Source organism: Micromonospora sp. CNB394 (assembly GCF_000374985.1).
GTDB lineage: Bacteria > Actinomycetota > Actinomycetes > Mycobacteriales > Micromonosporaceae > Micromonospora > Micromonospora marina.
Genome location: NZ_KB895838.1, coordinates 53,324 through 75,874, shown reverse-complemented (window position 1 = coordinate 75,874; position 22,551 = coordinate 53,324). Strand labels below are relative to the sequence as shown.

Annotated in this window: 20 protein-coding genes, 1 tRNA gene and 1 pseudogene; 14 read left to right on the top strand and 8 right to left on the bottom strand. The window is 73.8% G+C overall.

Annotated elements, in window-relative coordinates; translation table 11 throughout:
* Window positions 1-42: 42 nt before the first annotated feature.
* Complete coding sequence (locus C569_RS0116900) at window positions 43-771, top strand: SDR family oxidoreductase (protein WP_018786956.1); 729 nt, start codon at window positions 43-45, stop codon at window positions 769-771.
* Window positions 772-1,246: 475 nt separating this feature from the next.
* Here C569_RS0116900 and C569_RS0116895 read toward each other — a convergent pair whose 3' ends face one another.
* Together C569_RS0116895 and C569_RS0116890 are read right to left on the bottom strand one after the other, a co-directional pair.
* On the bottom strand, window positions 1,247-1,444 hold the full coding sequence (locus tag C569_RS0116895) for a DUF397 domain-containing protein (protein WP_036346059.1): 198 nt from the start codon (window positions 1,442-1,444) through the stop codon (window positions 1,247-1,249).
* Window positions 1,437-2,315, bottom strand: a complete 879-nt coding sequence (locus C569_RS0116890; RefSeq protein ID WP_018786954.1) for a helix-turn-helix transcriptional regulator — start codon at window positions 2,313-2,315, stop codon at window positions 1,437-1,439. Before C569_RS0116890 ends, C569_RS0116895 begins: the two co-directional genes overlap by 8 nt.
* Before the next feature lie 548 nt (window positions 2,316-2,863).
* Here C569_RS0116890 and C569_RS0116885 point away from each other — a divergent pair.
* A complete protein-coding gene (locus C569_RS0116885; RefSeq protein WP_018786953.1) occupies window positions 2,864-3,118 on the top strand; it encodes a hypothetical protein in 255 nt (84 codons plus the stop codon).
* A gap of 33 nt (window positions 3,119-3,151) precedes the next feature.
* Here C569_RS0116885 and C569_RS0116880 read toward each other — a convergent pair.
* Window positions 3,152-3,224, bottom strand: a tRNA-Arg gene (locus C569_RS0116880).
* A gap of 170 nt (window positions 3,225-3,394) precedes the next feature.
* Here C569_RS0116880 and C569_RS0116875 point away from each other — a divergent pair.
* Window positions 3,395-4,129: a hypothetical protein gene (locus tag C569_RS0116875; RefSeq protein ID WP_018786952.1), complete on the top strand. Its 735-nt coding sequence runs from the start codon at window positions 3,395-3,397 to the stop codon at window positions 4,127-4,129.
* A 63-nt stretch (window positions 4,130-4,192) separates the two neighbouring features.
* Here C569_RS0116875 and C569_RS0116870 read toward each other — a convergent pair whose 3' ends face one another.
* A complete protein-coding gene (locus C569_RS0116870) occupies window positions 4,193-5,209 on the bottom strand; it encodes an alpha/beta hydrolase (RefSeq protein ID WP_018786951.1) in 1,017 nt (338 codons plus the stop codon).
* Between the two features lie 152 nt (window positions 5,210-5,361).
* A complete protein-coding gene (locus C569_RS0116865; RefSeq protein WP_026268262.1) occupies window positions 5,362-5,772 on the bottom strand; it encodes an HPF/RaiA family ribosome-associated protein in 411 nt (136 codons plus the stop codon).
* 285 nt (window positions 5,773-6,057) lie between these two features.
* Here C569_RS0116865 and ssb point away from each other — a divergent pair, with 285 nt between their 5' ends.
* The 3 genes from ssb to C569_RS0116850 all read left to right on the top strand — a co-directional run bounded on the left by ssb (window position 6,058) and on the right by C569_RS0116850 (window position 9,625).
* Window positions 6,058-6,942, top strand: coding sequence for a single-stranded DNA-binding protein (gene ssb, locus C569_RS0116860; protein WP_018786949.1), 885 nt, complete (start codon window positions 6,058-6,060; stop codon window positions 6,940-6,942).
* A gap of 104 nt (window positions 6,943-7,046) precedes the next feature.
* Window positions 7,047-8,045: a cobalamin biosynthesis protein gene (locus C569_RS0116855; RefSeq protein ID WP_036346082.1), complete on the top strand. Its 999-nt coding sequence runs from the start codon at window positions 7,047-7,049 to the stop codon at window positions 8,043-8,045.
* Complete coding sequence (locus C569_RS0116850; protein ID WP_018786947.1) at window positions 8,042-9,625, top strand: cobyric acid synthase; 1,584 nt, start codon at window positions 8,042-8,044, stop codon at window positions 9,623-9,625. The genes C569_RS0116855 and C569_RS0116850 overlap by 4 nt, the downstream gene beginning before the upstream one ends.
* Here C569_RS0116850 and C569_RS0116845 read toward each other — a convergent pair.
* Entirely contained in the window at window positions 9,619-10,020 is a 402-nt protein-coding gene (locus C569_RS0116845; protein WP_018786946.1) for a rhodanese-like domain-containing protein, read from the bottom strand. The genes C569_RS0116850 and C569_RS0116845 overlap by 7 nt on opposite strands.
* Window positions 10,021-10,131: 111 nt before the next feature.
* On the opposite strand from C569_RS0116845, the pseudogene C569_RS0116840 reads away from it, so the two are divergent.
* The 4 genes and pseudogenes from C569_RS0116840 to C569_RS0116825 all read left to right on the top strand — a co-directional run.
* Window positions 10,132-10,832: pseudogene (locus C569_RS0116840) on the top strand (uridine kinase); the annotation flags it as partial.
* A complete protein-coding gene (locus C569_RS0116835) occupies window positions 10,807-12,171 on the top strand; it encodes a dipeptidase (RefSeq protein WP_018786944.1) in 1,365 nt (454 codons plus the stop codon). The pseudogene C569_RS0116840 and the gene C569_RS0116835, both read left to right, overlap by 26 nt.
* 78 nt (window positions 12,172-12,249) lie before the next feature.
* Entirely contained in the window at window positions 12,250-12,456 is a 207-nt protein-coding gene (locus C569_RS0116830; protein ID WP_018786943.1) for a hypothetical protein, read from the top strand.
* 80 nt (window positions 12,457-12,536) lie between these two features.
* Window positions 12,537-14,120 carry an ATP-dependent DNA ligase gene (locus C569_RS0116825; RefSeq protein WP_026268258.1) on the top strand — a complete coding sequence of 528 codons (1,584 nt, stop codon included), beginning with the start codon at window positions 12,537-12,539 and terminating at the stop codon, window positions 14,118-14,120.
* 183 nt (window positions 14,121-14,303) lie between these two features.
* On the opposite strand, the gene C569_RS0116820 is transcribed toward C569_RS0116825, so the two are convergent.
* Window positions 14,304-15,122 (bottom strand): SURF1 family protein, encoded by an 819-nt coding sequence (locus C569_RS0116820; protein WP_026268257.1) that lies wholly within the window; start codon window positions 15,120-15,122, stop codon window positions 14,304-14,306.
* A 134-nt stretch (window positions 15,123-15,256) separates the two neighbouring features.
* On the opposite strand from C569_RS0116820, the gene C569_RS0116815 reads away from it, so the two are divergent.
* Entirely contained in the window at window positions 15,257-16,627 is a 1,371-nt protein-coding gene (locus C569_RS0116815) for a cobyrinate a,c-diamide synthase (RefSeq protein ID WP_026268256.1), read from the top strand.
* Between the two features lie 234 nt (window positions 16,628-16,861).
* Here C569_RS0116815 and C569_RS0116805 read toward each other — a convergent pair whose 3' ends face one another.
* Window positions 16,862-18,994, bottom strand: coding sequence for a transglycosylase domain-containing protein (locus C569_RS0116805; RefSeq protein ID WP_026268255.1), 2,133 nt, complete (start codon window positions 18,992-18,994; stop codon window positions 16,862-16,864).
* 121 nt (window positions 18,995-19,115) lie between these two features.
* Here C569_RS0116805 and cobC point away from each other — a divergent pair, with 121 nt between their 5' ends.
* From cobC to cobA, 3 genes are read left to right on the top strand one after another with little or no spacing between them, the layout of a single operon-like run.
* Window positions 19,116-20,198 carry an Rv2231c family pyridoxal phosphate-dependent protein CobC gene (cobC, locus tag C569_RS0116800; protein ID WP_018786937.1) on the top strand — a complete coding sequence of 361 codons (1,083 nt, stop codon included), beginning with the start codon at window positions 19,116-19,118 and terminating at the stop codon, window positions 20,196-20,198.
* The gene (cobT, locus tag C569_RS0116795; RefSeq protein ID WP_018786936.1) at window positions 20,198-21,277 is read left to right on the top strand and encodes a nicotinate-nucleotide--dimethylbenzimidazole phosphoribosyltransferase; all 1,080 of its coding nucleotides are present in this window, start codon (window positions 20,198-20,200) and stop codon (window positions 21,275-21,277) included. Before cobC ends, cobT begins: the two co-directional genes overlap by 1 nt.
* The gene (cobA, locus tag C569_RS0116790; protein ID WP_018786935.1) at window positions 21,274-22,533 is read left to right on the top strand and encodes a uroporphyrinogen-III C-methyltransferase; all 1,260 of its coding nucleotides are present in this window, start codon (window positions 21,274-21,276) and stop codon (window positions 22,531-22,533) included. The genes cobT and cobA overlap by 4 nt, the downstream gene beginning before the upstream one ends.
* Window positions 22,534-22,551: the final 18 nt, after the last annotated feature.

Here is a 22,551-nt window from a genome sequence, read left to right as displayed (position 1 = left end):
CACTTGCCTCTGACGTCAACGTCAGGTTTTAGCGTACCGGGCATGGACGTCAACGACTCGATCGCCCTCGTCACCGGAGCCAACCGCGGCCTGGGTCGCGCCTTCGCCCAGCGCCTGCTCGAACGCGGCGCCCGCAAGGTCTACGCGACCGCCCGCCGGCCGGAGACCGTCGACCTCCCCGGCGTCGAGGTGCTGCCGCTGGACATCACCAGTCCCGCATCCGTACGTGCCGTCGCCGCTGCCGCCCCGGACGTCTCGCTGCTCGTCAACAACGCCGGGATCCAGACCGGAACCGATCTGACGACCGGTTCGCTGGACGCGGTGCGGCACGAGGTGGAGACCAACGTGCTCGGACACCTGGAGATGATCCGGGCGTTCGCGCCGGTACTCGCCCGCGACGGCGGAGGCGCGATCGTCAACGTGCTCTCCGCCATGTCGTGGTTCGGGACCAGGGGCACCGGCGCGTACCACCTGACCAAGGCCGCCGCGTGGGCGATGACGAACGGCGTACGCCTGGAACTCGCCGACCAGGGCACGCTCGTGACGGCGGTGCACCTCGGCCTGGCCGACACCGACATGTCAGCCGGCTGGCCCGTCGACAAGATCGCGCCGGCGGACCTGGCCGACGCGGCGCTCGACGGGGTCGAGGCGGGTGCCGCCGAGGTCCTCGCCGACCAGTGGAGCCGTGACGTCAAGTCCCGGCTGACGCTGAAGCCGGAGGAGTTCAACGCCGCGATGGACCGCGCCCTGGCGACGTTGACGGCGGCCTGAGCGGGCTTCGGCCGACCCGACGATCAACACCCGCAGGCGCATCGCCTAGCCTCGGCCCGATCACCGCCTGGGGCGGCTCGCCAACCCTGCCATCGATCGACCTGCACCAGGCGTGGGTGCCCGCTCGCTTGCCTGGTTCGGCGTCTTCGGAGGGCACGACGAGCGAAGAAGGCCAGCTGCTCTTGCGCGTTAGCGGCCAGGAAAACCGACGTGGCTAACCGGCGATCTAGGCCCTTCGCCTCATTGCTAGGCGGTGCGGTTGGCAAGTCGTAGAAGACTTGAACCTCTTCTTCACCGTCGGCCTTGGTGATCGGGCGTACTTGCCGTCCAGGTTCCGAAATCCGAGTCGTTCCTTGGATATCGCTGCCCGTGACGTCACGTTGCTGGTCGACTCATGGATGCCGTAGAGGATGCGTTGACGCGGCAGAAGAGAGGGCTTGCCTGCCCTGGCAGGCCCTCTCTTCTGTCTCGTAGCTCAGTTGCGGGTGCTGTTCTTGAGGAACTCGACGAAGGAGCCCCACTCGGGGGCGGTGAAAGCCAGCGACGGGCCTGAGATGTCCTTGCTGTCACGCACGCCCACGACGCTCGGAAGGTTGTCGGCAACCTCGACGCAGGCACCCTCGTTGCCGCTGTAGCTGCTCTTGCGCCAGCGGGCCTCGGTCATCTCAGTCATCGTATGTCTCCTTGATCAGAGCGCCCACCAGATCCTCGGACGCACGCTCGTCCATGGCAAGATCCCACAGAGTCCTCCAAGCGGAAGAGTACGTCTCTACCTCATTAGGGCGGTCGAGATAGATGCTGCCGGTCAGCGACTCGCTGTAGACGGTGCTGGGCTCAGCAGGCCGGGTGCCCTTCGCGGGGAAGTCAAGCATCACGAACGCCCCGGCGACGGACGCACGGTGTGGGCCGACCGACCTGGGGAGGACGCGGACCTTGATGTTCCTGGCTTGGGCTGCGTTGACCAGGTACGCCAACTGAGCCCGCCAGGCGTCCACGTCGCTGATGGGACGGTGAAGGACGGACTCATCGACGATCGCTTCCAACTGCGGAGCTGCCGGGCTTCTTCGAGTCAGAAGCTTTTGCCGCTCCAGCCGCAGGGCGACCTTCTGAGCAACCTCCTGGGGCGTGCGGCCGGGTTTGGTCTCGAAGACCGCGGACATGTACTCCGGCGTCTGAAGGAGCCCGGGGATCAAGTTCGGTTCGTAGTGCCGGACGTGGCAGGCCGCCGCTTCCAGGCCGACGTACAGCTCGAACCATGCGGGGATCACTTCGCCGTAGGCGTGCCACCAGCCACGGCTCTTGCTCTCCCTCGCGAGCGAGACGAGTACTTCGGTCAGCTCAGTCGAGGTGCCGTAGAGCTGGCACATGAGGTTCACGTCATGGGTGCGGAGCGAGGTCTGACCGGCCTCCAGCCGGTACATCTTTGCCCGCGACCACTCCAGCGCGGTTGCTGCAGCCTCCAGGTTGATGCCGGCTTCCTCGCGAGCTTGGCGCAGTAGCCGTCCGAGCTGTCGACGCGGGACGGAAGAGCCCGTCTCGGTCATCTGGCCTCCGAATCTCACCTCACATGCCCCTGTGTCTCATTTGAGTCAGCCTGCACGCATCGACGGCGCAACGTCAATCTTTTCCTTCGAATCCCGGGATGAGACGTTGCAGATCGGGGCTGAGCTGCACCAAGTTGGCTGCTAGATGAGGTTGGCCGATGATCGCCGGAGGTGTGCGGTGCCCCGCTGGAAGTGGTTCCAACGAAGCAACGAGCCCGTCGATGTGGTGCAGGAGCCGATCACCAATGAGCGTTCCCGCGTAGCCGATGAATCCGTGAAGCGGAACGTCGGCCGCGTCCTGCCGACGGTGCCGACCTCAGCGAACGGGACTGTCTGCGTGTCATCAGTTCAGAATCAGAAGCGTCGTAACGGCGGCGAGCCGTGATGCCGGAGCAGAGACTTGACACGCCCTTCCTGGTGGCGCTGTCCTGGGCCATCATCGACTACCACGTCGCCTACACCTGCTCGCGCTGTCGCCCCTATGGCTGGTGTCCACGCGTGGTAGTTGCCCGCGCCCGCATTCGAGCGTGGCGGAAGGTCCGCGCACAGTGGCGACCCTGAAAGCGGGCGACCTGTTGCACATCACCAGAGCTGCAAGCCCTCAGTTCGTGACGTCGTTCCACTTCCGCGTCATCCGCGTCCTGGACTGGACGACCTTCGACGGCTGGATGTGGCTCGACGGCTACCAGCTCGACGAGCGAGGTGACGCCCTGGCTCGGCGCTCGATCTTCGTGATGCAGGGCGGGTTGAAGCCCGGCTCCATTCCGTCGCCTCGCGGTATGCAGGCTGCCCGACGTGCATGAATGAACAGCGCTACTCCGATGAGGTCGCTGAGGTGCGCCCGGCAGGATTCGAACCTGCGGCCTTGGGATTAGAAGTCCCCTGCTCTATCCGCTGAGCTACGGGCGCGCGCCGACGGTCGTCGCGCCAAGAGGGTACCGCCGCTCCCCGCGTGCCCGGGGGTACGGGTCGGCGCGTCCGTCCCGCCGTCCAGCGTCCCACGCCGGGGCCCGGACCGGCACCACAGTTGCGGCGGGTCCGGCGCGGGCCGGGCGGGACGCGATCCGTACCCTCGTCGGATGCTGCTCGACCAGGAAACCGAGAACGAGATCGTCTTCGAGCTGTGTCAGCTCCTCGGACGGGCCATCCTGCCCCTCACCGGCTCGGACGGCCCGGGCACACCGCCCGGCGTCCTCGGCACCGCCTTCTTCTACAGCGAGCTGGTCGGCGCCACCGACGACGGCGAGATCGCGCACGAGTGGCTGCTCACCGCCGACACGCTGACCGGCCGCGCGTACGGCGAGATCGGGTTGCGGCCGAGCGTCACCGACCCGGCGGAGGGGGCGGACGAGCCGATCGAGCTGCCCGGTTTCGCGGACCACTGGCTGCACCTGCCGGAACTGGGGCTCGCCGCGATGCCGACCGGCGGTCTGCACGGCTACGCCGACGATCGGGGCTGGCGCTGGCGTACCCAGCAGGTCACCGAGGCGGTGGCCGCACCGGCCGACTCGGTCGCCCGGATCGGCGCGGCGCCCGCCTCGGCGTTCGTGCTGGCCCTCGGTGTCGGTGACCTCGGGGCACGCCCGCTGGAGGCGGTGGTCGAGCGGGTCGCCCGGGACGGCGGCGAGGTGCGGGTCACGACGGAGCTGCCCGCCGGGTATGTGGGCGCGCCGGTGTTCGCGGTCGAGGCCGGGCCGGACGGCGGGCCCGCGCTGCGCTGCCTCGGCGTGGTGCTGCCGCCGCAGGCCGGCGGTCACCCGATCGCCACGTTCGACCGGATCCGGGCGGCGCTCGCGGCGGTCGTCGCCGACTGAGCCGGCGCGGTGGCGGCGGACGGCCGACTGGGCCGGGCGTCTCGGCGGCGGGGCGGGCCGACCTCAGCCCTCGGCGGTCGCGTCGGCCGGTCGCCGCGGTGCCGGCGGCGTCGTCGGCTCCGGTTCGGTCGGCCCGGCGCGGAGGAATCCCTCCGCCCACCGTCCGACCTCCGCGAAGACCTTCTCGCGCACGCCGGGACTGGACAGCGTGAGGTCGTGCAGTCCGCCGTCGAAGCGGGCGAGCGTGACGTGCCGGCCGAGACGGGGCGCCCAGCGCACCATGTGCTCGACGTCGAGCACCGCGTCGGCGCCGGTCGCGCTGTCGTGCCACTTCGTGCCCCGGAAGCTGCGCGTCGAGCAGGCGAGCAGCACCGGCACCGGGATGTCCAGCCCGGCCCGCAGGCGGCGCTGACCGGCGCGGATCGCGTTGATCCAGCCGGCCCGCACCGGGAACCCGGCGAGCGGCTTCCAGGCCAGGTCGTACCGCCATTCGCCCCGGTGGTCGGCGTGCAGACTCTCGCCGTACACGGTGCCCAGGCCGAACGGCAGCACACGCTGGGGCGCCCTGCGGCCCAGGCGGGAGACGGCGGCCGCGAGGGGCCGGCGGACCATCCAGGGCGCGTTGATGTCGAAGAAGGGACTGTTGAGCACGATGCCGTCGACCAGGCCGGCGTCGCGGCGGTCGTGCGCCCAGAGCGAGACGATCAGGCCCCCGGTCGAGTGGCCCATGGCGAGCAGGGTGTCGTGGCCCTCCTCGGCGCGGATGATCTCCGCGGCGGCGTCCAGCTCGGGGAAGTAGTCGCTCAGCTCACGGCAGAAGTTCGGGGTCTGGTGCGGAAGCAGGCTGCGGCCGTACTTGCGCAGGTCGAGCGCGTAGAAGTCCCAGCCGCGCTCGGCGAAGAAGTCGGCCACGTGGGTCTGGAAGAAGTAGTCGACGAAGCCGTGCACGTAGAGCACGGCGCGGCCGGTCGGGCGGTCGGCCCGCCGCCGCACGAGGGTCGCGACCACCGGCCCCTCGTCGTCGGTGCCCAGGTCGATCGTCCGCCGCTCGTAGGGGGCGCCCAGCACGTCCGGTTCCACGACCGCGACGGTACGCCGCCTCGCTACCCGGCGGTAGGGGCGGTGGAAGGAGGGGGCCCTTGTTAACGCCTCCGGTAGAGGAAGGGCCCCTTGTTAACAATCGACGCGGTCGGCCCGCCCGCCGGCACCGGGCGGGCGGGCCGTGCCGCACTTCAGACCGTTTCGGCGTCCTCGCGCTCGGCGTCCTGCAACGGGGCGGCCTCGGGCTGGTCGACGGCGCGCAGGTGCTTGTTGTGGCGCGGCTCCTGCCGGGTCTTCGCGTCGTTGAGCTTGCGGCGCAGGTCGTCCCGGACGTCGTTGAGCGCGGCGTGCAGATCCTCCTCGGTCGAGGTGGTGACGATCTTCTGCCGCCCGGCGATCCAGCACTCCAGGGTCACCTTCTGGCCCCGGGCTTCGCGATCCTTGACGGACACCTCCAGTTCGGTGGCGTCGGCGTGGAAGCTGGCGAGCCGGGCGTCCAGGGTCGCGAACTGCTCGGCGATCCAGTTGCGGTCGCCCTGGGAGAACCCGGCGCCGACCCGCAGGCACTCGGCCACGGTCGCGGGGTTCGCCACGGCGCTCATCGCGCTGCCTCGCGGACGTCTCGGAGAAGCATGGGAGCTCCCTTTCTCTCGGTTGATCAAGTACTTACCCAACCGGCGTGATTCCGGAACGCCTGCTTGCCGGCTCCTCCCGAGCATGCGTCGACGCAGGTCAGGACCGTAGGGCCGGTCGGCCTAGCAGATCGGGACCTTGATCGGGTGGTTGTCCACAGCGCAGCTCGTCGTCCACAGGTCCGGACCGGCGGGTGGTCCGGGCCGGGCGTCCGGCCGACGCTCACCGGGACAAGCCGATCCCTGGGAGGGGCGATGTTCGATACGTACGTGACGATCGTCGGCAACGTGCTGACCGCGCCGGAGTGGCGCCGGACCACGCAGAGCGGAACGCTGGTGGCCAACTTCAAGGTCGCCTCGACCGCCCGCCGGCTCGACCGCGACAGCGGCCGCTGGGTCGACGGCAACAGCCTTCGGGTACGCGTCAACTGCTGGCGCCGCCTCGCCGAGGGGGTGGCCGCCTCGGTCGCGGTCGGTGACCCGGTGATCGTCGCCGGGCGCCTCTACACGCGGGACTGGACCGACGAGGCGGGCACCCACCGCACGCTCTACGAGCTGGAGGCGGTCGCCGTCGGGCACGACCTGTCCCGGGGGCGCGCCCGCTTCCTGCGCAACCAGCCCCGCGCGGCGACCAGCACGGTCGAGGACGCGGAGGCCGAGCAGCGGGTGCACGGCGAGGCCACCGAGCCGGTGCCGGACGCCCAGGCCCCGGCGACGTTCGACGGCCGGCCCTTCGACGACGACTTCCCGCCGCCGGAGTACGCGGGCGGCCGGGTCGGGCTGGTCGGCACCGTCGAGCGGGTGGGCGAGCCCGACCCGTTCGACGCCCGGCCCGGCGAGTCCGTTTCCGGCAGGGACGCGCCGTTCGGCGGCCCGTCCGGAGGTCTGCCGGGCGGCCCGTCGGGCGTGCGGGCGGACGATCCGTCCGGCGCCGGCCCGGGCCTGCTGGCCGAGGAGGACGAGCTGTCCCCCGAGGAGGGCGACGAGCCTGTCCCGGTCGGGGACGACGAGCTGGGTGAGGACACCGCACCGGGTGTCGGCGGACCGGGTGAGGGCGAGGCGGGCGGCGCGGGTCCGGGCGGCGCCGCCGGGACCGCATCCGGGCGCCGTGGCCGCAGGCGTACCCCGGTGCCCGCCTGACCTTTCGTCAAACGGGGGCGCGGGGTGGTGACGCCGCGTCACCACCCCGCGGTACGACTAGGCTGGCCGGCCGGAGGTGGTGACGGGTGCGGCAGGTGACCGCCATGGCGAACGCGAGCGGGTTGGTGGCGGGCTACGCGCTCGACGCCCTGCTCGGTGACCCCCGCCGGTGGCATCCGGTGGCCGGCTTCGGCACGGCGGCCGGCGCGCTGGAGCGGCGGGTCTACCGCCCCGACCGGGCGGCCGGGACCGTGTTCACGGCGCTCGCGGTCGGCGCGCCGGTCCTGCTCGGGGCCGCCGCCGCGCTGGCGACCCGCCGCCGTCCGGTGGCCCGCGCCGCGCTGGTGGCCGCCGGCACCTGGACGGTGCTGGGCGGGCGGACGCTGCGGCACGAGTCCCGGGTGATGGCACGGGCGCTGGGCCGGGCCGACCTGCCCGCCGCCCGGGCCCGCCTGGGCAACCTCTGCGGACGCGACCCGGCCGCCCTCGACGAGCCCGAACTCGCCCGCGCCACCGTCGAGTCGGTCGCCGAGAACACCTCGGACGCCGTGGTCGCCCCGCTGGTCTGGGGCGCGGTCGCGGGCCTGCCCGGCCTGCTCGGCTACCGGGCGGCGAACACGCTCGACGCGATGGTCGGCCACCGCTCACCCCGGTACGCCCGCTTCGGCACCCCGGCGGCCCGGCTGGACGACGCGCTGAACCTCGTGCCGTCCCGGCTCACCGGGCTGCTCACGGTGGCCGTCGCGCCGGTCGCGCACGGGGACCGCGCCGCCGCCTGGCACGTGTGGCGGCGGGACCGGGCCGACCACCCGAGCCCGAACGCCGGTCAGTGCGAGGCGGCCATGGCGGGCGCGCTCGGCGTCCGGCTCGGCGGACGCAACGTCTACTTCGGCCGCGCCGAGACCCGGCCCTTCCTCGGTGACGGCCCCCGCCCCGAGGCTCGGCACCTCAAGCGGGCCGCCCGGATCTCCGGCGCGGTGGGTGTGGCCGCGCTCGGCCTGACCGCGCTCTACCCGCTGACGGTCGGCCGCCTGGCCGGGGCCGCCGGGCGGGCCGCGGTGGCCGTCCTCACGCGTGCAGCCCGTCGGGGGAGCGGGCGGTGAGCGGCGGGCTGCTGGTGGCCGGCACCACCTCCGACGCCGGCAAGAGCGTGCTCACCGCCGGCATCTGCCGCTGGCTGCGCCGCCGAGGTGTCCGGGTCGCCCCGTTCAAGGCGCAGAACATGTCGAACAACTCCGCCGTGGTGATCGGCCCGGACGGTCGCGGCGGCGAGCTGGGCCGGGCCCAGGCGATGCAGGCCGCCGCCTGCGGGCTCGAAGCCGACCTGCGGTTCAACCCGGTTCTGCTCAAGCCGGGCAGCGACCACGCCAGCCAGGTGGTGCTGCTCGGCGAGGCGGTCGACACGGTCACCGCCGGCAACTACCACGAGGTGCGGTCCCGGCTCGCCACCACGGCGTACGCGGCGCTGGCCGAGCTGCGTTCCGAGTACGACGTGGTGATCTGCGAGGGCGCGGGCAGCCCCGCCGAGATCAACCTGCGCGACGGCGACTACGTCAACATGGGCCTGGCGCGGCGGGCCGGGCTGCCCACGATCGTGGTCGGCGACATCGACCGGGGCGGCGTGTTCGCCTCGATGTTCGGCACCGTCGCCCTGCTCGACGCCGCCGACCAGGCGCTCGTGGCCGGGTTCGTGGTCAACAAGTTCCGGGGCGACAGGGGTCTGCTCCAGCCGGGGCTGGACATGCTGCGCCGGGTCACCGGCCGCCCGACGTACGGGGTGGTGCCCTGGGCGCTGGACCTGTGGCTCGACGCGGAGGACTCGCTCGCGTACGGGCGGGTGCTCGGCCGCCCGGCCGCGCCGCGGGGCACCGACTGGCTCGACGTCGCGGTGGTCCGGCTTCCCCGGATCAGCAACGCCACCGACGTGGAGGCGCTGGCGACCGAGCCGGGCGTGCGGGTACGCCTCACCGTCGAGCCGGCCGAGCTGGCCGCCGCCGACCTGGTGGTGCTCCCCGGCACCAAGTCGACTGTCGCCGACCTCGCCTGGCTGCGGGAGACCGGCCTCGCCGACGCGGTCCGGGCGCACGCCGCCGCCGGACGGCCGCTGCTCGGTATCTGCGGCGGCTTCCAGATGCTGGGCCGGGCGATCCACGATGCGGTGGAGAGCCGCCGGGGCACGGTACCCGGCCTCGGGCTGCTGCCCGTCGAGATCACGTTCGAGCCGGGCAAGACGGTCCGCCGGGCCGAGGGCACCGCCGCCGGCGACGTGCCGGTCCACGGCTACGAGATCCACCACGGCCGGGTCTCGGCCGCCGACCCGGGACTCGCGCCGCTGCTGCGCTACACCGACGGCACCGGCGAGGGCGCGCGCCTCGGCAACGTGTACGGCACGCACTGGCACGGCACCTTCTCCTCGGACGCGTTCCGCCGCCGGTTCCTGACCGAGGTCGCGGAGACGGCCGGGCGGACCGGCTTCAAGGTCGCGCCGGAAACGTCCTTCGCGGCGGCCCGGGAGCGGACGCTGGACCTGCTCGGCGACCTGGTGGAGGAGCACCTTGACACCGGCGCGCTGTGGCGGCTGATCGAGTCCGGCCCATCCCCGGGACTGCCCTTCGTGCCACCCGGCGCGCCACCGGCGCAGGGCACCGCCCGGACAGCGGCGGTCGGCGGCCCGGCTCAGTAGCGCACGTCGGCCGGGCGGTCGGACATCGGCAGGCCGGCCTCCCGCCAGCCCTGCACCCCGCCGACCATGTCGGTGGCCTGCCGCAGCCCCAGCGTCTGGAGGCTGGCGGCGGCCAGGCTGGAGCTGTACCCCTCCCGGCACACCACGATGACCTCGCGGTCGTATCCGGTGGCCTCGGGGATGCGCCACGCGCTGGCCGGGTCGAGCCGCCACTCCAGCACCGTGCGGTCGATGACGATCGCGCCGGGCAGCTCACCCTCCTCGCGGCGCTGCGCCTCGGTACGCGTGTCGATCAGCAGCGCGCCGCCACGGACCGCCTCGACGGTCTCGTGCGGGGTGAGCCGGCGGAGACCGGCGCGGGCCTGTTCCAGGAGGGCGTCGACGCCCGGACACATCACGTCATGGAGCACCCCCCGATGATGCCCAGCGCGCCGCGCCGCCGCTCGGCGAAACGGTCCGCCCGGGTCGCAGTTTCCAGCGGACGGGGGAACGTTAGCGTCGGTCGGGTGAACGTCGCGGTGATCGAGGCGTACGCCGGGTTGGCCCGCCGGGTGCTGGCCGGGCCGGCGCGGCTGGGGCGTACCCGGCTGGTCGCAGTCGACGGGCCCAGCGGCGCGGGCAAGAGCCGGTTCGCGGCGCGCCTCGCGGACGCCTTCGCGGCGCGGGCGGGCGGCGTCCGTCCGCCGCTCGTGCACACCGACGACCTGCTCGACGGCTGGGACGACCAGCTCACGTTCTGGACCCGGCTGGAGGAGCAGGTGCTCGGCCCGCTGCGGGCCGGCCGGGCGGGCGGCTACCTCCGGTACAGCTGGGTGCGCGGGCGCTTCCTGGACCGGGTGGTGCCGGTGCCGGCCGGACCGGTGCTGATCGTCGAGGGGGTGAGCGCCGCCCGCGCGGCGGTACGCCCCGAGCTGACGCTGTCGGTGCTCGTCACCGCGCCGGCCGAGCTTCGGTTGCGCCGGGCGCTGGACCGCGACGGCGCGCAGATCCTGCCGGAGCTGCGCCGCTGGCACGCGGGGGAGCTCGCGCACTTCGCGGCCGACGGCACCGGGGCGGCGGTGGACCTGATGGTCGACGGTGCCCCGGACCTGCCGCACGACGGCGACCGCTACTACGTGCGGGTGGGGCGGCGATCGGGCTCGGGCGACGGGACGGTGTAAGGCAAGCATACGATTCCGGTCATGACCACTCCGATCCTCTCCGAGTCCGAGGTCCGGGCCGCCGTCGAGCGGGAACTCCCCGGCGTCCGTGCCGACCTCGAGCGACTCGTCCGCATCCCGGGCATCGCCTTCGAGGGCTTCGACCACTCGCACGTGGAGCGTTCCGCCGAGGCGGTGGCGGAGCTGCTGCGCGGCTGCGGCCTCGACACGCGGATCGTCCGGTCCGGCGGCCAGCCCGCGGTGATCGGCACGAAGGCGGCCCCGCCCGGCGCGCCCACCGTGCTCCTGTACGCGCACCACGACGTGCAGCCGGTCGGCGACCTGTCGCTGTGGGAGTCGGACCCGTTCGAGCCGGTGGAGCGCGACGGCCGCCTCTACGGCCGGGGCGCCGCCGACGACAAGGCCGGCATCATGGCGCACGTCGCCGCGCTGCGGGCGTTCGGCGACCGGCTCCCGGTCGGCGTGGTGCTGTTCATCGAGGGCGAGGAGGAGTACGGCTCGGACTCGTTGGAGCGGCTGCTCGCCGACCACCGCGACGACCTGGCCTCGGACGTCATCGTGATCGCCGACTCCACCAACTGGGACGTCGGCGTGCCGGCGCTGACCACCTCGCTGCGCGGCATCGTCAACTGCTTCGTCGAGGTGCGCACGCTCGACCACGCGGTGCACAGCGGCATGTTCGGCGGTGCCGTGCCGGACGCGCTCACCGCGCTGGTGAAGCTGCTCGGCACGCTGCACGACGAGGCCGGTGACGTCGCGGTGGACGGGCTGGTCGGCCGCGAGGGCGCCAGCGTCGACTATCCGGAGGACCGGTTCCGCGCCGAGGCCGGCCTGGTCGACGGCACGACGCTGGTCGGCACCGGGCGGATCACCGACCGGCTCTGGACCAAGCCGGCGCTGGCGATCCTGGGCGTGGACGCGCCGGCCACCGGCGAGGCCCCGAACGCGCTGGTGCCGTCCGCGAAGGCGAAGCTGAGCGTACGGCTGGCGCCGGGCGACGACCCGAAGAAGGCGTACGCGGCGCTGACCGCGCATCTGGAGCGGCACGCGCCGTGGGGCGCGCAGGTGTCGGTGACGTTCGAGCACGACGGTGCGCCCTGCGTCATCGACGCCTCCGGGCCGATGTTCGACGCGGCCCGGTCGGCGTTCCGGACGGCCTGGGACGGCACCGACCCGGTCGACATCGGGGTGGGCGGGTCGATCCCGTTCATCGCCACGTTCCAGGAGATGTTCCCGCGGGCCGCGATCCTGGTGACCGGTGTGGAGGACCCGCACGCGCGGGCGCACGGGCCGAACGAGAGCCTGCACCTGGGCGAGTTCGCCCGGGTGTGCCTGGCCGAGGCGCTGCTGCTGGCCCGGGTGGCCGAGGCCGGAAACCGCGCCTGAGGTGTCGAAACCGTAACTTCGGGGCCGATGTCGGAGTTTGTGGTGTGTCGGCGGGCGGGGTGTTATAGCCTTTCGAACATGCGTACGAACGACGAGGTGGAGCGGCTTCAGGCCGCCGTCCGTGCTCTGGGGGACGTCGACGTCTCCGCGTGGTCCGAGGACACGCTCAACGAACAGATCGGCGAGCTCTCCGCCGCCCTGGTCACGCTCGACGCGCTGCTCACCCGGGTCGCTGAGGGCGTGCGCGGGCGCGGCCTGCGCATCGAGGAACCGGTCTCGGCCTGACCGTCGGCCCGGCGCATCCGTGCGGTGTGCCGGGCCGCCGGATCCACCCCGATGTCACACGCGGCTGGCAGGATGTGGGCGTGCGTTTCGCGGAGCTGGCGGCCACCTCGGCCGCGGTCGGGGCCACCAGCGGCCGACGGGCCAAGGTGGAGTTGCTGGCCGCCGCGCTGCGCGGGCTGGAGCCGGGCGAGATCCCGGCCGGTGCCGGCTACCTCGCCGGTGAGCTGCGCCAGCGTCAGACCGGTGTGGGCTGGGCGGGCCTGCGTGACCTGCCCCCGCCGGCCGCCGAGCCGACGCTCACCGTCGCCGCCGTCGACGCCGCGATCGAGGAGATCTCCCGCGTCGCCGGGGCCGGTTCGCAGGCGCGGCGACGGGAGCTGGTCGGCCGTCTCTTCGCCGCCGCCACCGCCGACGAGCAGCGCCTGCTGACCGGCCTGTTCCGGGGTGAGCTGCGCCAGGGCGCGCAGGCCGGGCTGCTGGCCGACGCGGTCGCGCGCGCCGCCGACGTCCCGGTCACGGCCGTCCGGCGGGCCCTGCTCCTCGCCGGTGACCTGCGGGCGGTGGCGGTCGCGGCGCTCACCGGCGGCGCCGCCGCGCTGGCCGGGTTCGGGCTCCGGGTGGGCCGGCCGCTCGCGCCGATGCTGGCGCAGAGCGCGCCCTCGGTCGACGAGGCGCTCACCGCCACCGGCGTGCCGGCCGTGGTCGACGTCAAGCTCGACGGCATCCGCATCCAGGTGCACCGCTCCGGTCCGGACATCGCGGTCTTCACCCGCAGCCTCGACGAGATCACCGGCCGGCTGCCCCAGGTGGTGGCCGCCGTCCGTGCGCTGCCCGCCCGCGAGCTGGTGCTCGACGGCGAGGCGATCGGGCTCGACGCGGCCGGTCGGCCGCTGCCGTTCCAGGAGACGTCCAGCCGGGCGGCCCGGCGCACCACGCCCAGCACCACCGGGCAGGCGCCGGTCGCGCCCGCCGTGCTGGCCGCCGCCGAGCGCACCGGCGAGCCGGTGCTCACGCCGTACTTCTTCGACCTGCTGCACCTCGACGGCACCGACCTGATCGACGCGCCCGGTCGGGAGCGGTGGTCGGCGCTGGCCGGTGCGGTCGACGCGTCGCTGCTCGTCGACCGGGTCGAGGTGGACGACGTGGACCAGGCGGCCGCGGCGTTCGCCGCGGCGGTCGACGCCGGCCAGGAGGGCGTGGTGGTCAAGGATCCGGCCGCGCCCTACGACGCCGGCCGGCGCGGTTCGGCCTGGGTCAAGGTCAAGCCGCGGCACACGCTCGACCTGGTGGTCCTCGCGGTCGAGTGGGGCAGCGGCCGGCGGGAGGGCTGGCTGTCCAACCTGCACCTCGGCGCCCGCGATCCGCGCACCGGCGAGTTCGTCATGCTCGGCAAGACGTTCAAGGGGCTCACCGACGAGTTGCTGCGGTGGCAGACCGGGCGGTTCCTGTCGCTCGCCGTGGAGAAGGGCGACTGGGTGGTGCGGGTCCGGCCGGAGCAGGTGGTCGAGATCGCGTTCGACGGGGTGCAGACCAGCAGCCGCTACCCGGGCGGCATGGCGTTGCGCTTCGCCCGCGTGCTGCGCTATCGCGACGACAAGACCGCCGCCGAGGCGGACACCATCGACGCGGTCCGCGCCATCCACGCCGGCCGGGTGACCGGCTGACGGTTCGGCCGCCGACAGCGACCGGGCGTAGTCGTCCTGGTTGGTGAGCTGCTGCACCTGGAGTGCCTCCGGGTGGCGGTCACCGGGAACTGCTCGGTGGGCGGCGCGACGGCCGACGGCGGCTACGGCGAGTAACGGCTGTGCCGAGGATCGACGAGGCGGGCCGTGCCCGCTGCGGCTCGCTCAGGCGGAGGTAGGGGTGGCCGGCTCGGCGGCACGGTCCACCGGCTCGCCCGGGGCGTCCAGCCCGGCCCGGCGGCGGGCCTCCCGGCGCGCCACCCAGCCGTAGCCGAACAGGCTCATCACCGCGAAGATCCACCACTGCCACACGTAGCCGAAGTTCTGCCAGTTGTTCGTGTGCCCGATCCGGACCGCCTGGAAGGCCGGGTCGGCGGCCGGCGTCTGACCGTCGAGCAGCACGTAGCCGCCGGTCACCGGGTAGGGGAGCTGCTCGGCGAGGCGGGGGATGTCGATGCGCCGGGCCTCCAGCTTGCCGTCGCGCCGGTTGACCGCGCCGCCGCCGCTCTCGCTGCCGACCACCCGGCCGGTGACGGTCACCTCGCCGGCCGGCACCGCCGGCACCTGCGGCTGGACGGTCGCGCCGGCGCCCGGCACGGGCGGGATCCAGCCCCGGTCGACGAGCACCGCGCTGCCGTCGGCCAGCACCAGCGGGGTGAGCACCTCGAAACCGACCTTCCGGTCGAGGGTCCGGCCCCGGATCAGGACGGTGTTCGCGCTGTCGTACCGGCCGGTGGCGGTGACCCGGCTCCAGGTGAGTTCCTCGGACGGCGGGGGACCGACGTCGCCGCCGCTGGGTGCGGGGAGCGCGTCGCGCAGCGGCGCGGGCGTCATGGTGGCCCCGGCGTCGATGCGCTCGTTGACCGCCGTCCGGCCCCGGTAGCGGTCCAGCTGCCAGTTGCCCAGGAACACCATCACCGTGGCGGCGACGAGCGTGAGCACGAGGTAGCCGAGCCAGCGCGGGGTCAGCAGGAACCGGTACACGTTGGCCAAGGCTACCCGTATGAGCGATGCCACTCGCCGCTGCCAGGGCGATACGGCGCTGTGCGCGCCCCTCGCGCCCGGGGCCGGACGGGTATGGTCACGCGGGCGGAAACCACCCACATCAGGAGTCGATGATGACCGACGTGCCGCGCGTCGTGCTGAGTGCGCCCTCTTCGGGGCACGGCACCGGCGCCGTCTCCCTCGGCCTGCTCGCGGCGCTCACCGCCCGGGGGATCCCGGTGGCCGGGTTCAAGGTGGGGCCGGACCAGGTGGACGCGGCGTATCTGGGGCTCGCCGCGGGGCGCGCCGGGCGCACGCTGGACCCGAGACTGGTCGGCCCGGAGCGGATCGCCCCCCTCTTCGCGTACGGCGCGGCCGGCGCCGGGTTCGCGCTGGTGCAGGGCACCATGGGCCTCTACGACTCGGTCGCCGGGCGACCGGAGAGCGAGTCCACGGCAGCAGTCGCCACCGCGCTGCGCAGCCCCGTGGTGCTGGTCGTGGACGTGGCCGCGATGGGCCAGTCGGTGGCCGCGTTGGTGCACGGCTTCCGGGCGTACGACGACGAGCTGTGGCTGGGCGGCGTGATCCTCAACCGGGTGGCCTCGCCCCGGCACGAGGCGCTGCTGCGCGAGGCGCTCGACGACGTCGGCGTGCCGGTCTACGGGGCTCTGCGCCGGCACGAGCTGCCCCCGGTGCTGCCCGCCCGCCGGTACGGCACCGGGCCCGTGGTGCGTGCCGACGCCGACGCCGGACGGGGCGTACGCCGGCTCGGTGAGGCGGTGGCGGCCACCGTCGACCTCGACCGGCTGCTGGCGCTGGCCCGCTCCGCCCCCGCGCTCACCGTCGAGCCGTGGTCGCCGGAGCCGCCCGACGCCCCGCAGCCGTCGGGGGAGCGGCCGGTGGTGGCGCTCGCCGGCGGACCGGCCGGCGCCTTCAGCCATCCCGAGACGGCCGAGCTGCTGCGGGCCGCCGGTGCCGAGGTGGTCACGCTCGACCCGGTGCGCGACGAGGCGCTGCCGGCCGGGGCGCGCGCGCTGGTCGTCGGCGGTGGGCTGCCCGAGATGTACGCGGAGCAGCTCTCCGCCAACCGCCGCCTCTGCATCGCGGTGGCCGAGCTGGCGCGTCGCGGCCGTCCGGTGGTCGCCGAGGGGGCGGGCCTGCTCTGGCTGGCCCGGGAGCTGGACGGCCGGCCCATGTGCGGGGTGCTCGACGCGACCGGCACGGTAGGGGACGGCCTCATGGTCGGTTACCGCACGGCCACGGCCGTCACCGACAGCGTGGTGGCGGCGGCCGGCACCACGGTGACCGGGCACAAGCAGCACGCCGCGGTGCTCACGCCGCGCGCCGGTGACCGTCCGGCCTGGCGTTGGGAGGGCGGCGACCCGGAGGGTTTCGTCCGGCAGGCGGTGCACGCCTCGCAGCTCGTGCCGCACTGGGCCGCGCATCCGGACATCGCGGCCCGGCTGGTGGCCGCCGCGCTGGCGCCGGCGGGGGCACCGGCGTGATCGGGCAGGTGGCGGTACGCCGGTTCCCGGCGTTCATCGTCTCCACCCCGCGCATCGGCGTGCGGCATCTCGCCGCGGCGTCCGGGTCGACCTGGAGCTGTGGTCCTTCGTGGCCGCCGACCTCCGCTGACCGCCGTCCGCTCCCGACATCGATCAAGGAGTTCACGTCGGGGGATCCCTGACGCGAACTCCTTGATCAACTACCCGGGCGCACCCCCGGGCGGAACAGAGGGGTCAGCCGACTATCTGGTCCGAGGGTGGCGTGAACTGCCGGGTGGGCTGGCCCTTCAGGGAATCCCGCAAGGTCCGCGCCACCGCGTTCACCGGGATCTGGGCCTGCCCGTCCCCCACCGCGTTGAACGGGTTGTCCGGATCGGCGATGAAGCTCGCCGCCGCCAGTTCCGGCGTGTAGCCGACGAACCACGCGGACCGGGTGCTGTCGGTCGTACCCGTCTTGCCGGCGACCGGGCGGCCGACCGTACCCCGCACGCTGTCGGCGGTCGACCAGCCGCCGCAGCTCCCCTTGGCCGGGGTGTCGCCGGTCGGGCAGCGCGCCGCGTCGGTGGCGGCCCGGGCCGCGTCGGCGTTCACCACCTGCCGGCACCGGGGCTTGGCGACCTCCCGTTGCACCCCGCCGGGCGTGGTGTACGTGGCGGGCGTGCCGTCCCGGTTCATGATCGAGTTGACCGGGATGGCCTCGCAGTAGCGTCCGTCGGCGGCGATCGCGGCGTACGCGTTCGCCATCTCCAGCGGGGTGGCGTCGGAGACGCCGAGCGTGAACGCGCCCCACTTCTTCGCCTTCCCCGGCGACGCCTGCTCCTTGTCCACGTCGGTACGCCAGCGCAGCCCCAGCTGCTCGGCCAGGCGCACCCCGGCGTCCGCGCCGATCTTCTCCTCCAACTGGACGAAGTAGGTGTTCACCGACTTGCCGAACCCGGACCACATGGTCTGCCGGCCGGTCATCGCGCCGCTGGCGTTGGACGGCGCCCAGCCGTCGTAGACGGCCGACTTGTACGTGTGCGGCGAGTCGTACGCGGTGGACAGCGGCATCCCGGCGTTGAGCGCGGCGAGCATCGGGAACATCTTGAACGTCGAACCGGCCTGGTAGCCCGGGAGCACCCCGCCGCCGAGCAGCGGCGCCACCGTGTTCGGATAGTTCGCCTTGACCTTCGGGCCGGCCTCCGGGTTCGAGCTGTTCGGGTTCTCGGCCAGGTCCAGCGAGTAGTTCCGGTTCACCGCCATCGCCTTGATCCGCCCGGTGCCGGGCTCGGCGACCACGATCCCGTTGGCGAACGGGCTGCCGGTGTTGTCCTTGGCGCCGACGTTCTTCTCCGCCGCCGCCTGGGTCTTCGGGTCGAGCGCGAGCACGATCCGGTAGCCGCCGCGGCGCAGCTTGTCCATCCGTTCCAGCCGGTTCTCGCCGAACGCGGGCTGGGAACTCCACCAGTTCTTCAGGTAGTCGCAGTAGAAGCCCCAGCTGCGGTGCCCACCGTCGATCGCGGCGCAGTCGTTGGGCGGGGTGGTCAGCTTCAGCTTGATCGGCTGGCCCTTGGCCGCCGCGGCCGCGTCGGGCGACAGGTAGCCGAGGCGGGCCATGTTGTCCAGCACGTAGTTGCGGCGGCCGGTGGCGTCCTTCTGGTCCGAGGTGATCGGGTCGTACTCCGACGGTGACTTCACCAGCCCGGCCAGCGTGGCCGCCTCGACCGGGGTGAGCGTGGCCGGGGTCTTGGAGAAGAAGATCTGCGAGGCGGCGTAGATCCCGTACGCGCGGTGACCGAAGTAGGCCGAGTTGAGGTAGCGCTCCATGATCTGGTCCTTGCTCAGGTGCTTCTCGATGTCCAGCGCCATGCGCATCTCCCTGACCTTGCGCAGGCTGGTCTGCTGCGTCGCCTCCTGGACCTCCCTGGGTGTGGTCGCGCTGTCCCGCAGCGCCATCCGCACGTACTGCATGGTGATCGTCGAGGCGCCCTGGGAGACGCCGCCGGATCGGGCGTTCGATACGAAAGCACGCGCCACGCCCTTCGGGTCGACGCCGTGGTGCTGGTAGAAGCGGTTGTCCTCGGCGGCGACGATCGCCTGCTGGATGTTCGGCGACATGTTCTCGATCTTGGTGTACTGCCGGTACTCCTCGTAGAACATCGTCAGAACGGTCTTGCCGTCCGGCGCGTAGACGTACGAGGTCTCGGCCGGTAGCGCGGTCTTGAGGATGTTCGTCTTCTGTTCGATCGCGTGCGCGGTGGCCTTGGCCCCGATGCCGGTGACTGCGACCAGCGGATACAGGGCGGCGGCGACCACGATGCCGGCGATCAGCCCGGCGCGGAGAAGGGGAACGAGACGGCCAGCGGAAGCAAGGGGACGACTGCTCACGGGGCCAAGCTATGACATTTCCGATTCGGAAATGAGAAGAACTCATAAACTGGCGGACCGTGACGCGACCCACGCCGGGATGCGCTGTCCCGGGCGGCGGCTACCCGGCAGGATCGCGGACATGCCCGCAGCACCGACCGGGAGCGCCGCCGCGCTCCACGAGCCCGACCTGGGCCACCACGGGGACGCCGAGGCCACTCCCGGCCTGGTGGACCTGGCGGTGAACGTGCGCCGCGCCCCGATGCCGGACTGGCTTGCCGACCCGATCACCGCCGCGCTGGGCGACCTGGCGGCGTACCCGGACCCGGCACCGGCCCGCGCCGCCGTCGCTCACCGGCACGGGCGACCCCCGGAGGAGGTACTCCTCACCGCCGGTGCGGCCGAGGGTTTCGTCCTGATCGCCCGCGCGCTGACCGGCGCCCGCCACCCCGTGGTGGTGCACCCGCAGTTCACCGAGCCGGAGGCGGCGCTGCGGGCCGCCGGGCACCGGGTGGACCGGGCGCTGCTCGACCCGGCCGACGGCTTCCGCCTCGACCCGGCCCGCGTCCCCGACGACGCCGACCTGGTCATGATCGGCAACCCCACGAACCCCACCTCGGTCCTGCACCCGGCGGACACGATCGCCGCACTGGCCCGTCCCGGCCGGGTGCTCGTGGTCGACGAGGCGTTCGCCGACAGCACCGCCGCGCCCGGCGCCGACGGCGAGCCCGAGTCGCTCGCCGCCCGCCGCGACCTGCCCGGCCTCGTGGTGGTGCGCAGCCTCACCAAGACCTGGGGCCTGGCCGGGCTGCGGATCGGCTACCTGCTCGGCGACGCCGCGCTGCTGGCCCGGTTCGCCGCCGCGCAGCCGCTCTGGGCGGTCTCCACCCCGGCGCTCGCCGCCGCCACCGCCTGCGCCGCACCGGCCGCCGTCGCTGCCGAACGCGCCATCGCCGCCGAACTCGCCGCCGACCGCGACCACCTGGTGGCCCGCCTGTCCGGCCTGCCGGGGGTACGCGTGGCGGGCCGCCCGGCCGCCGCCTTCGTCCTGATCCACACCGCCGGCGCCGCCGAGGTACGCGAGCGGCTGCGCGCGCACGGCTGGGCGGTACGCCGGGGCGACACGTTCCCCGGGCTCGGCCCGGACTGGCTCCGGATCGCCGTACGCGACCGGGGCACCACCGACGCGTTCATCGAGACGCTGGCACGGATCCTGGAGGCATGATGCTGGAGTCCACAGTCGCGGCGATCCGGCCGCTGGACGAGGCCGCCATGGCGGCGGCCCGCGAGTTGCAGGGGCGGCTGACCAAGCCCGCCGGCTCGCTCGGCGCCCTGGAGCCGCTCTCGGTACGCCTTGCCGGGCTGGCCGGCGCCTGCCCGCCGCCGCTGCCCGAGCCGGCCGCGGTGGCGATCTTCGCCGGTGACCACGGCGTGCACGCCCAGGGCGTGACCCCGTGGCCGCAGGAGGTCACCGCCCAGATGATCGCCAACTTCCTCGCCGGCGGCGCGGTGGTCAACGCGTTCGCCCGCCAGGCCGGCGCCTCGGTCACCGTGGTGGACGTCGGCGTGGCCACCCCGATCCCCGGCGCCGGCGCCGAGGGCCCCGGTGACCCGACCGGGCCGCGCCTGGTGGCCGCCAACGTACGCCCCGGCACCCGCGACATGACGGTCACCGCCGCGATGACCCGGGACGAGGCCCGCGTGGCTGTCGAGACCGGCATCCGGGTCGCCGGCGAACTGATCGACGCCGGGGCGGGCATCCTGCTCACCGGCGACATGGGCATCGGCAACACCACCCCGTCCGCCACGCTCGTCGCCGCGTTCGGCGGCGTGGACGCGGAGGCGGCCACCGGCCGGGGCACCGGAGTCGACGACGAGACGTACGCCCGCAAGGTGGCGGTGGTGAGTGCCGCGCTGGCCCGGCACGAGCCCGACCCGGCCGACCCGCTGGGCGTGCTGGCCACAGTCGGCGGGCTGGAGCACGCCGCGTTGACCGGCCTGATCCTCGGTGCCGCCGCCCGCCGGGTGCCGGTGCTGCTCGACGGCGTGATCGCGGTGAGCGCCGCGCTCGCCGCCGCCGCGTTCGCGCCGGACTCCGTGGGCGCCATGGTCGCCGGGCACCGCAGCGCCGAGCCCGGCGCCACGGCGGCGCTGCGGCACCTCGGCCTGGAGCCGCTGATCGACCTGGGGCTGCGGCTCGGCGAGGGCACCGGGGCACTGCTCGCCCTGCCCGTCGTCACCGGTGCGGTCCGGGTACTGCACGAGGTGGCGACGTTCGACTCCGCCGGGGTGGCGGAGAAGTGACCGAGCCGGCCGGGCCGACGCCGCCGAGCCCGTACCCCCTGGGGTTGCGGCTGGGCGGGCGGCGCGTGGTGGTCGTGGGCGGCGGAGCGGTCGCCACCCGGCGGGTGCCCGCGCTGCTCGACGCCGGCGCGGACGTGCTGCTGGTGTCGCCCGAACTGACTCCGGCGCTGCGCGCGCACGTCGACGCCGGGCGGCTGCACTGGGAGCCGCGCCGGTTCGCCCCCGGCGACCTGGACGGCGCGTGGCTGGTCCAGGTGGCGGTGGACGACCGGGCCGCCGCCGCTGCGGTCAGCGCCGCCGCGGCCGAGCGGCGGATCTTCTGCGTCCGCGCCGACGACCGGACGGCGGCCAGCGCGTGGACCCCGGCGGTGACCCGGCACGGCCCGGTCACCGTTGCGGTCCTCGGCGGCGGCGACCCCCGCCGAGCGATGGCGACCCGAGACGCCATCCGTGCCCTGCTCGGAAGGAAGGGCCCCCTGTTAACGCCTGCGGTAGAGGAAGGGGCCCCTCTTAACACCGGCGGGCGCGTCGCGCTCGTCGGCGCCGGGCCGGGCGACCCGGAGCTGATCACCGTGAAGGGGTGGCGGCTGCTCACCGAGGCCGAGGTGGTCGTGGCCGACCGGCTCGTGCCCGGTCTGCTCCTGGACGAGCTGCGCCCGGACGTCGAGCTGGTCGACGCCTCCAAGATTCCGTACGGGCCGTCGCGCGCCCAGGAGGAGATCAACCGGATCCTGGTCGACCGGGCCCGGGCCGGCAAGGTGGTGGTGCGGCTGAAGGGCGGCGACCCGTACGTCTTCGGGCGCGGCGGCGAGGAACTGCTGGCCTGCGCCGAGGCGGGCGTGCCGGTGACTGTGGTGCCCGGCGTGACGAGCGCGATCGCCGTGCCGGAGGTGGCCGGGGTGCCGGTGACGCACCGGGGCGTGGCGCACGAGTTCACTGTGGTGTCCGGGCACCTCGCGCCCGACGCGCCCGCGTCGCTCGTCCGCTGGGAGGCCCTGGCCGGGTTGCGTGGCACGCTGGTGATCCTGATGGGTCTGAAGAACCTCGCCGCGATCAGCGCCACCCTGATCGCGAACGGCAGACCGGCTGACACTCCCGCCGCGGTCATCCAGGAGGGCACCACAGCCGCTCAGCGCACACTGCGCTCCACGCTGGGCACTGTGGCCGCCGACGTGGAGGCTGCCGCGCTACGCCCACCCGCGATCGTGGTGGTCGGCGGCGTCGTTCACACCCTGACCCCCACCATCCTCGCCTGATCGCCGAGGCGGGCGGGG

Coding starts and splice junctions, on each gene's coding strand:
- C569_RS0116865 (WP_026268262.1), bottom strand. CDS start 5,772: ATGAGCGCCGTGGCGAACCCCGCGACCGTGGCCGAGTGCCTGCGGGTC.
- C569_RS0116875 (WP_018786952.1), top strand. CDS start 3,395: ATGCTGCTCGACCAGGAAACCGAGAACGAGATCGTCTTCGAGCTGTGT.
- C569_RS0116900 (WP_018786956.1), top strand. CDS start 43: ATGGACGTCAACGACTCGATCGCCCTCGTCACCGGAGCCAACCGCGGC.
- cobT (WP_018786936.1), top strand. CDS start 20,198: ATGCTGGAGTCCACAGTCGCGGCGATCCGGCCGCTGGACGAGGCCGCC.
- ssb (WP_018786949.1), top strand. CDS start 6,058: ATGTTCGATACGTACGTGACGATCGTCGGCAACGTGCTGACCGCGCCG.
- C569_RS0116855 (WP_036346082.1), top strand. CDS start 7,047: ATGGCGAACGCGAGCGGGTTGGTGGCGGGCTACGCGCTCGACGCCCTG.
- C569_RS0116815 (WP_026268256.1), top strand. CDS start 15,257: ATGACCGACGTGCCGCGCGTCGTGCTGAGTGCGCCCTCTTCGGGGCAC.
- cobC (WP_018786937.1), top strand. CDS start 19,116: ATGCCCGCAGCACCGACCGGGAGCGCCGCCGCGCTCCACGAGCCCGAC.
- C569_RS0116845 (WP_018786946.1), bottom strand. CDS start 10,020: ATGTGTCCGGGCGTCGACGCCCTCCTGGAACAGGCCCGCGCCGGTCTC.
- C569_RS0116895 (WP_036346059.1), bottom strand. CDS start 1,444: ATGACTGAGATGACCGAGGCCCGCTGGCGCAAGAGCAGCTACAGCGGC.
- C569_RS0116835 (WP_018786944.1), top strand. CDS start 10,807: ATGACCACTCCGATCCTCTCCGAGTCCGAGGTCCGGGCCGCCGTCGAG.
- C569_RS0116890 (WP_018786954.1), bottom strand. CDS start 2,315: ATGACCGAGACGGGCTCTTCCGTCCCGCGTCGACAGCTCGGACGGCTA.
- C569_RS0116830 (WP_018786943.1), top strand. CDS start 12,250: ATGCGTACGAACGACGAGGTGGAGCGGCTTCAGGCCGCCGTCCGTGCT.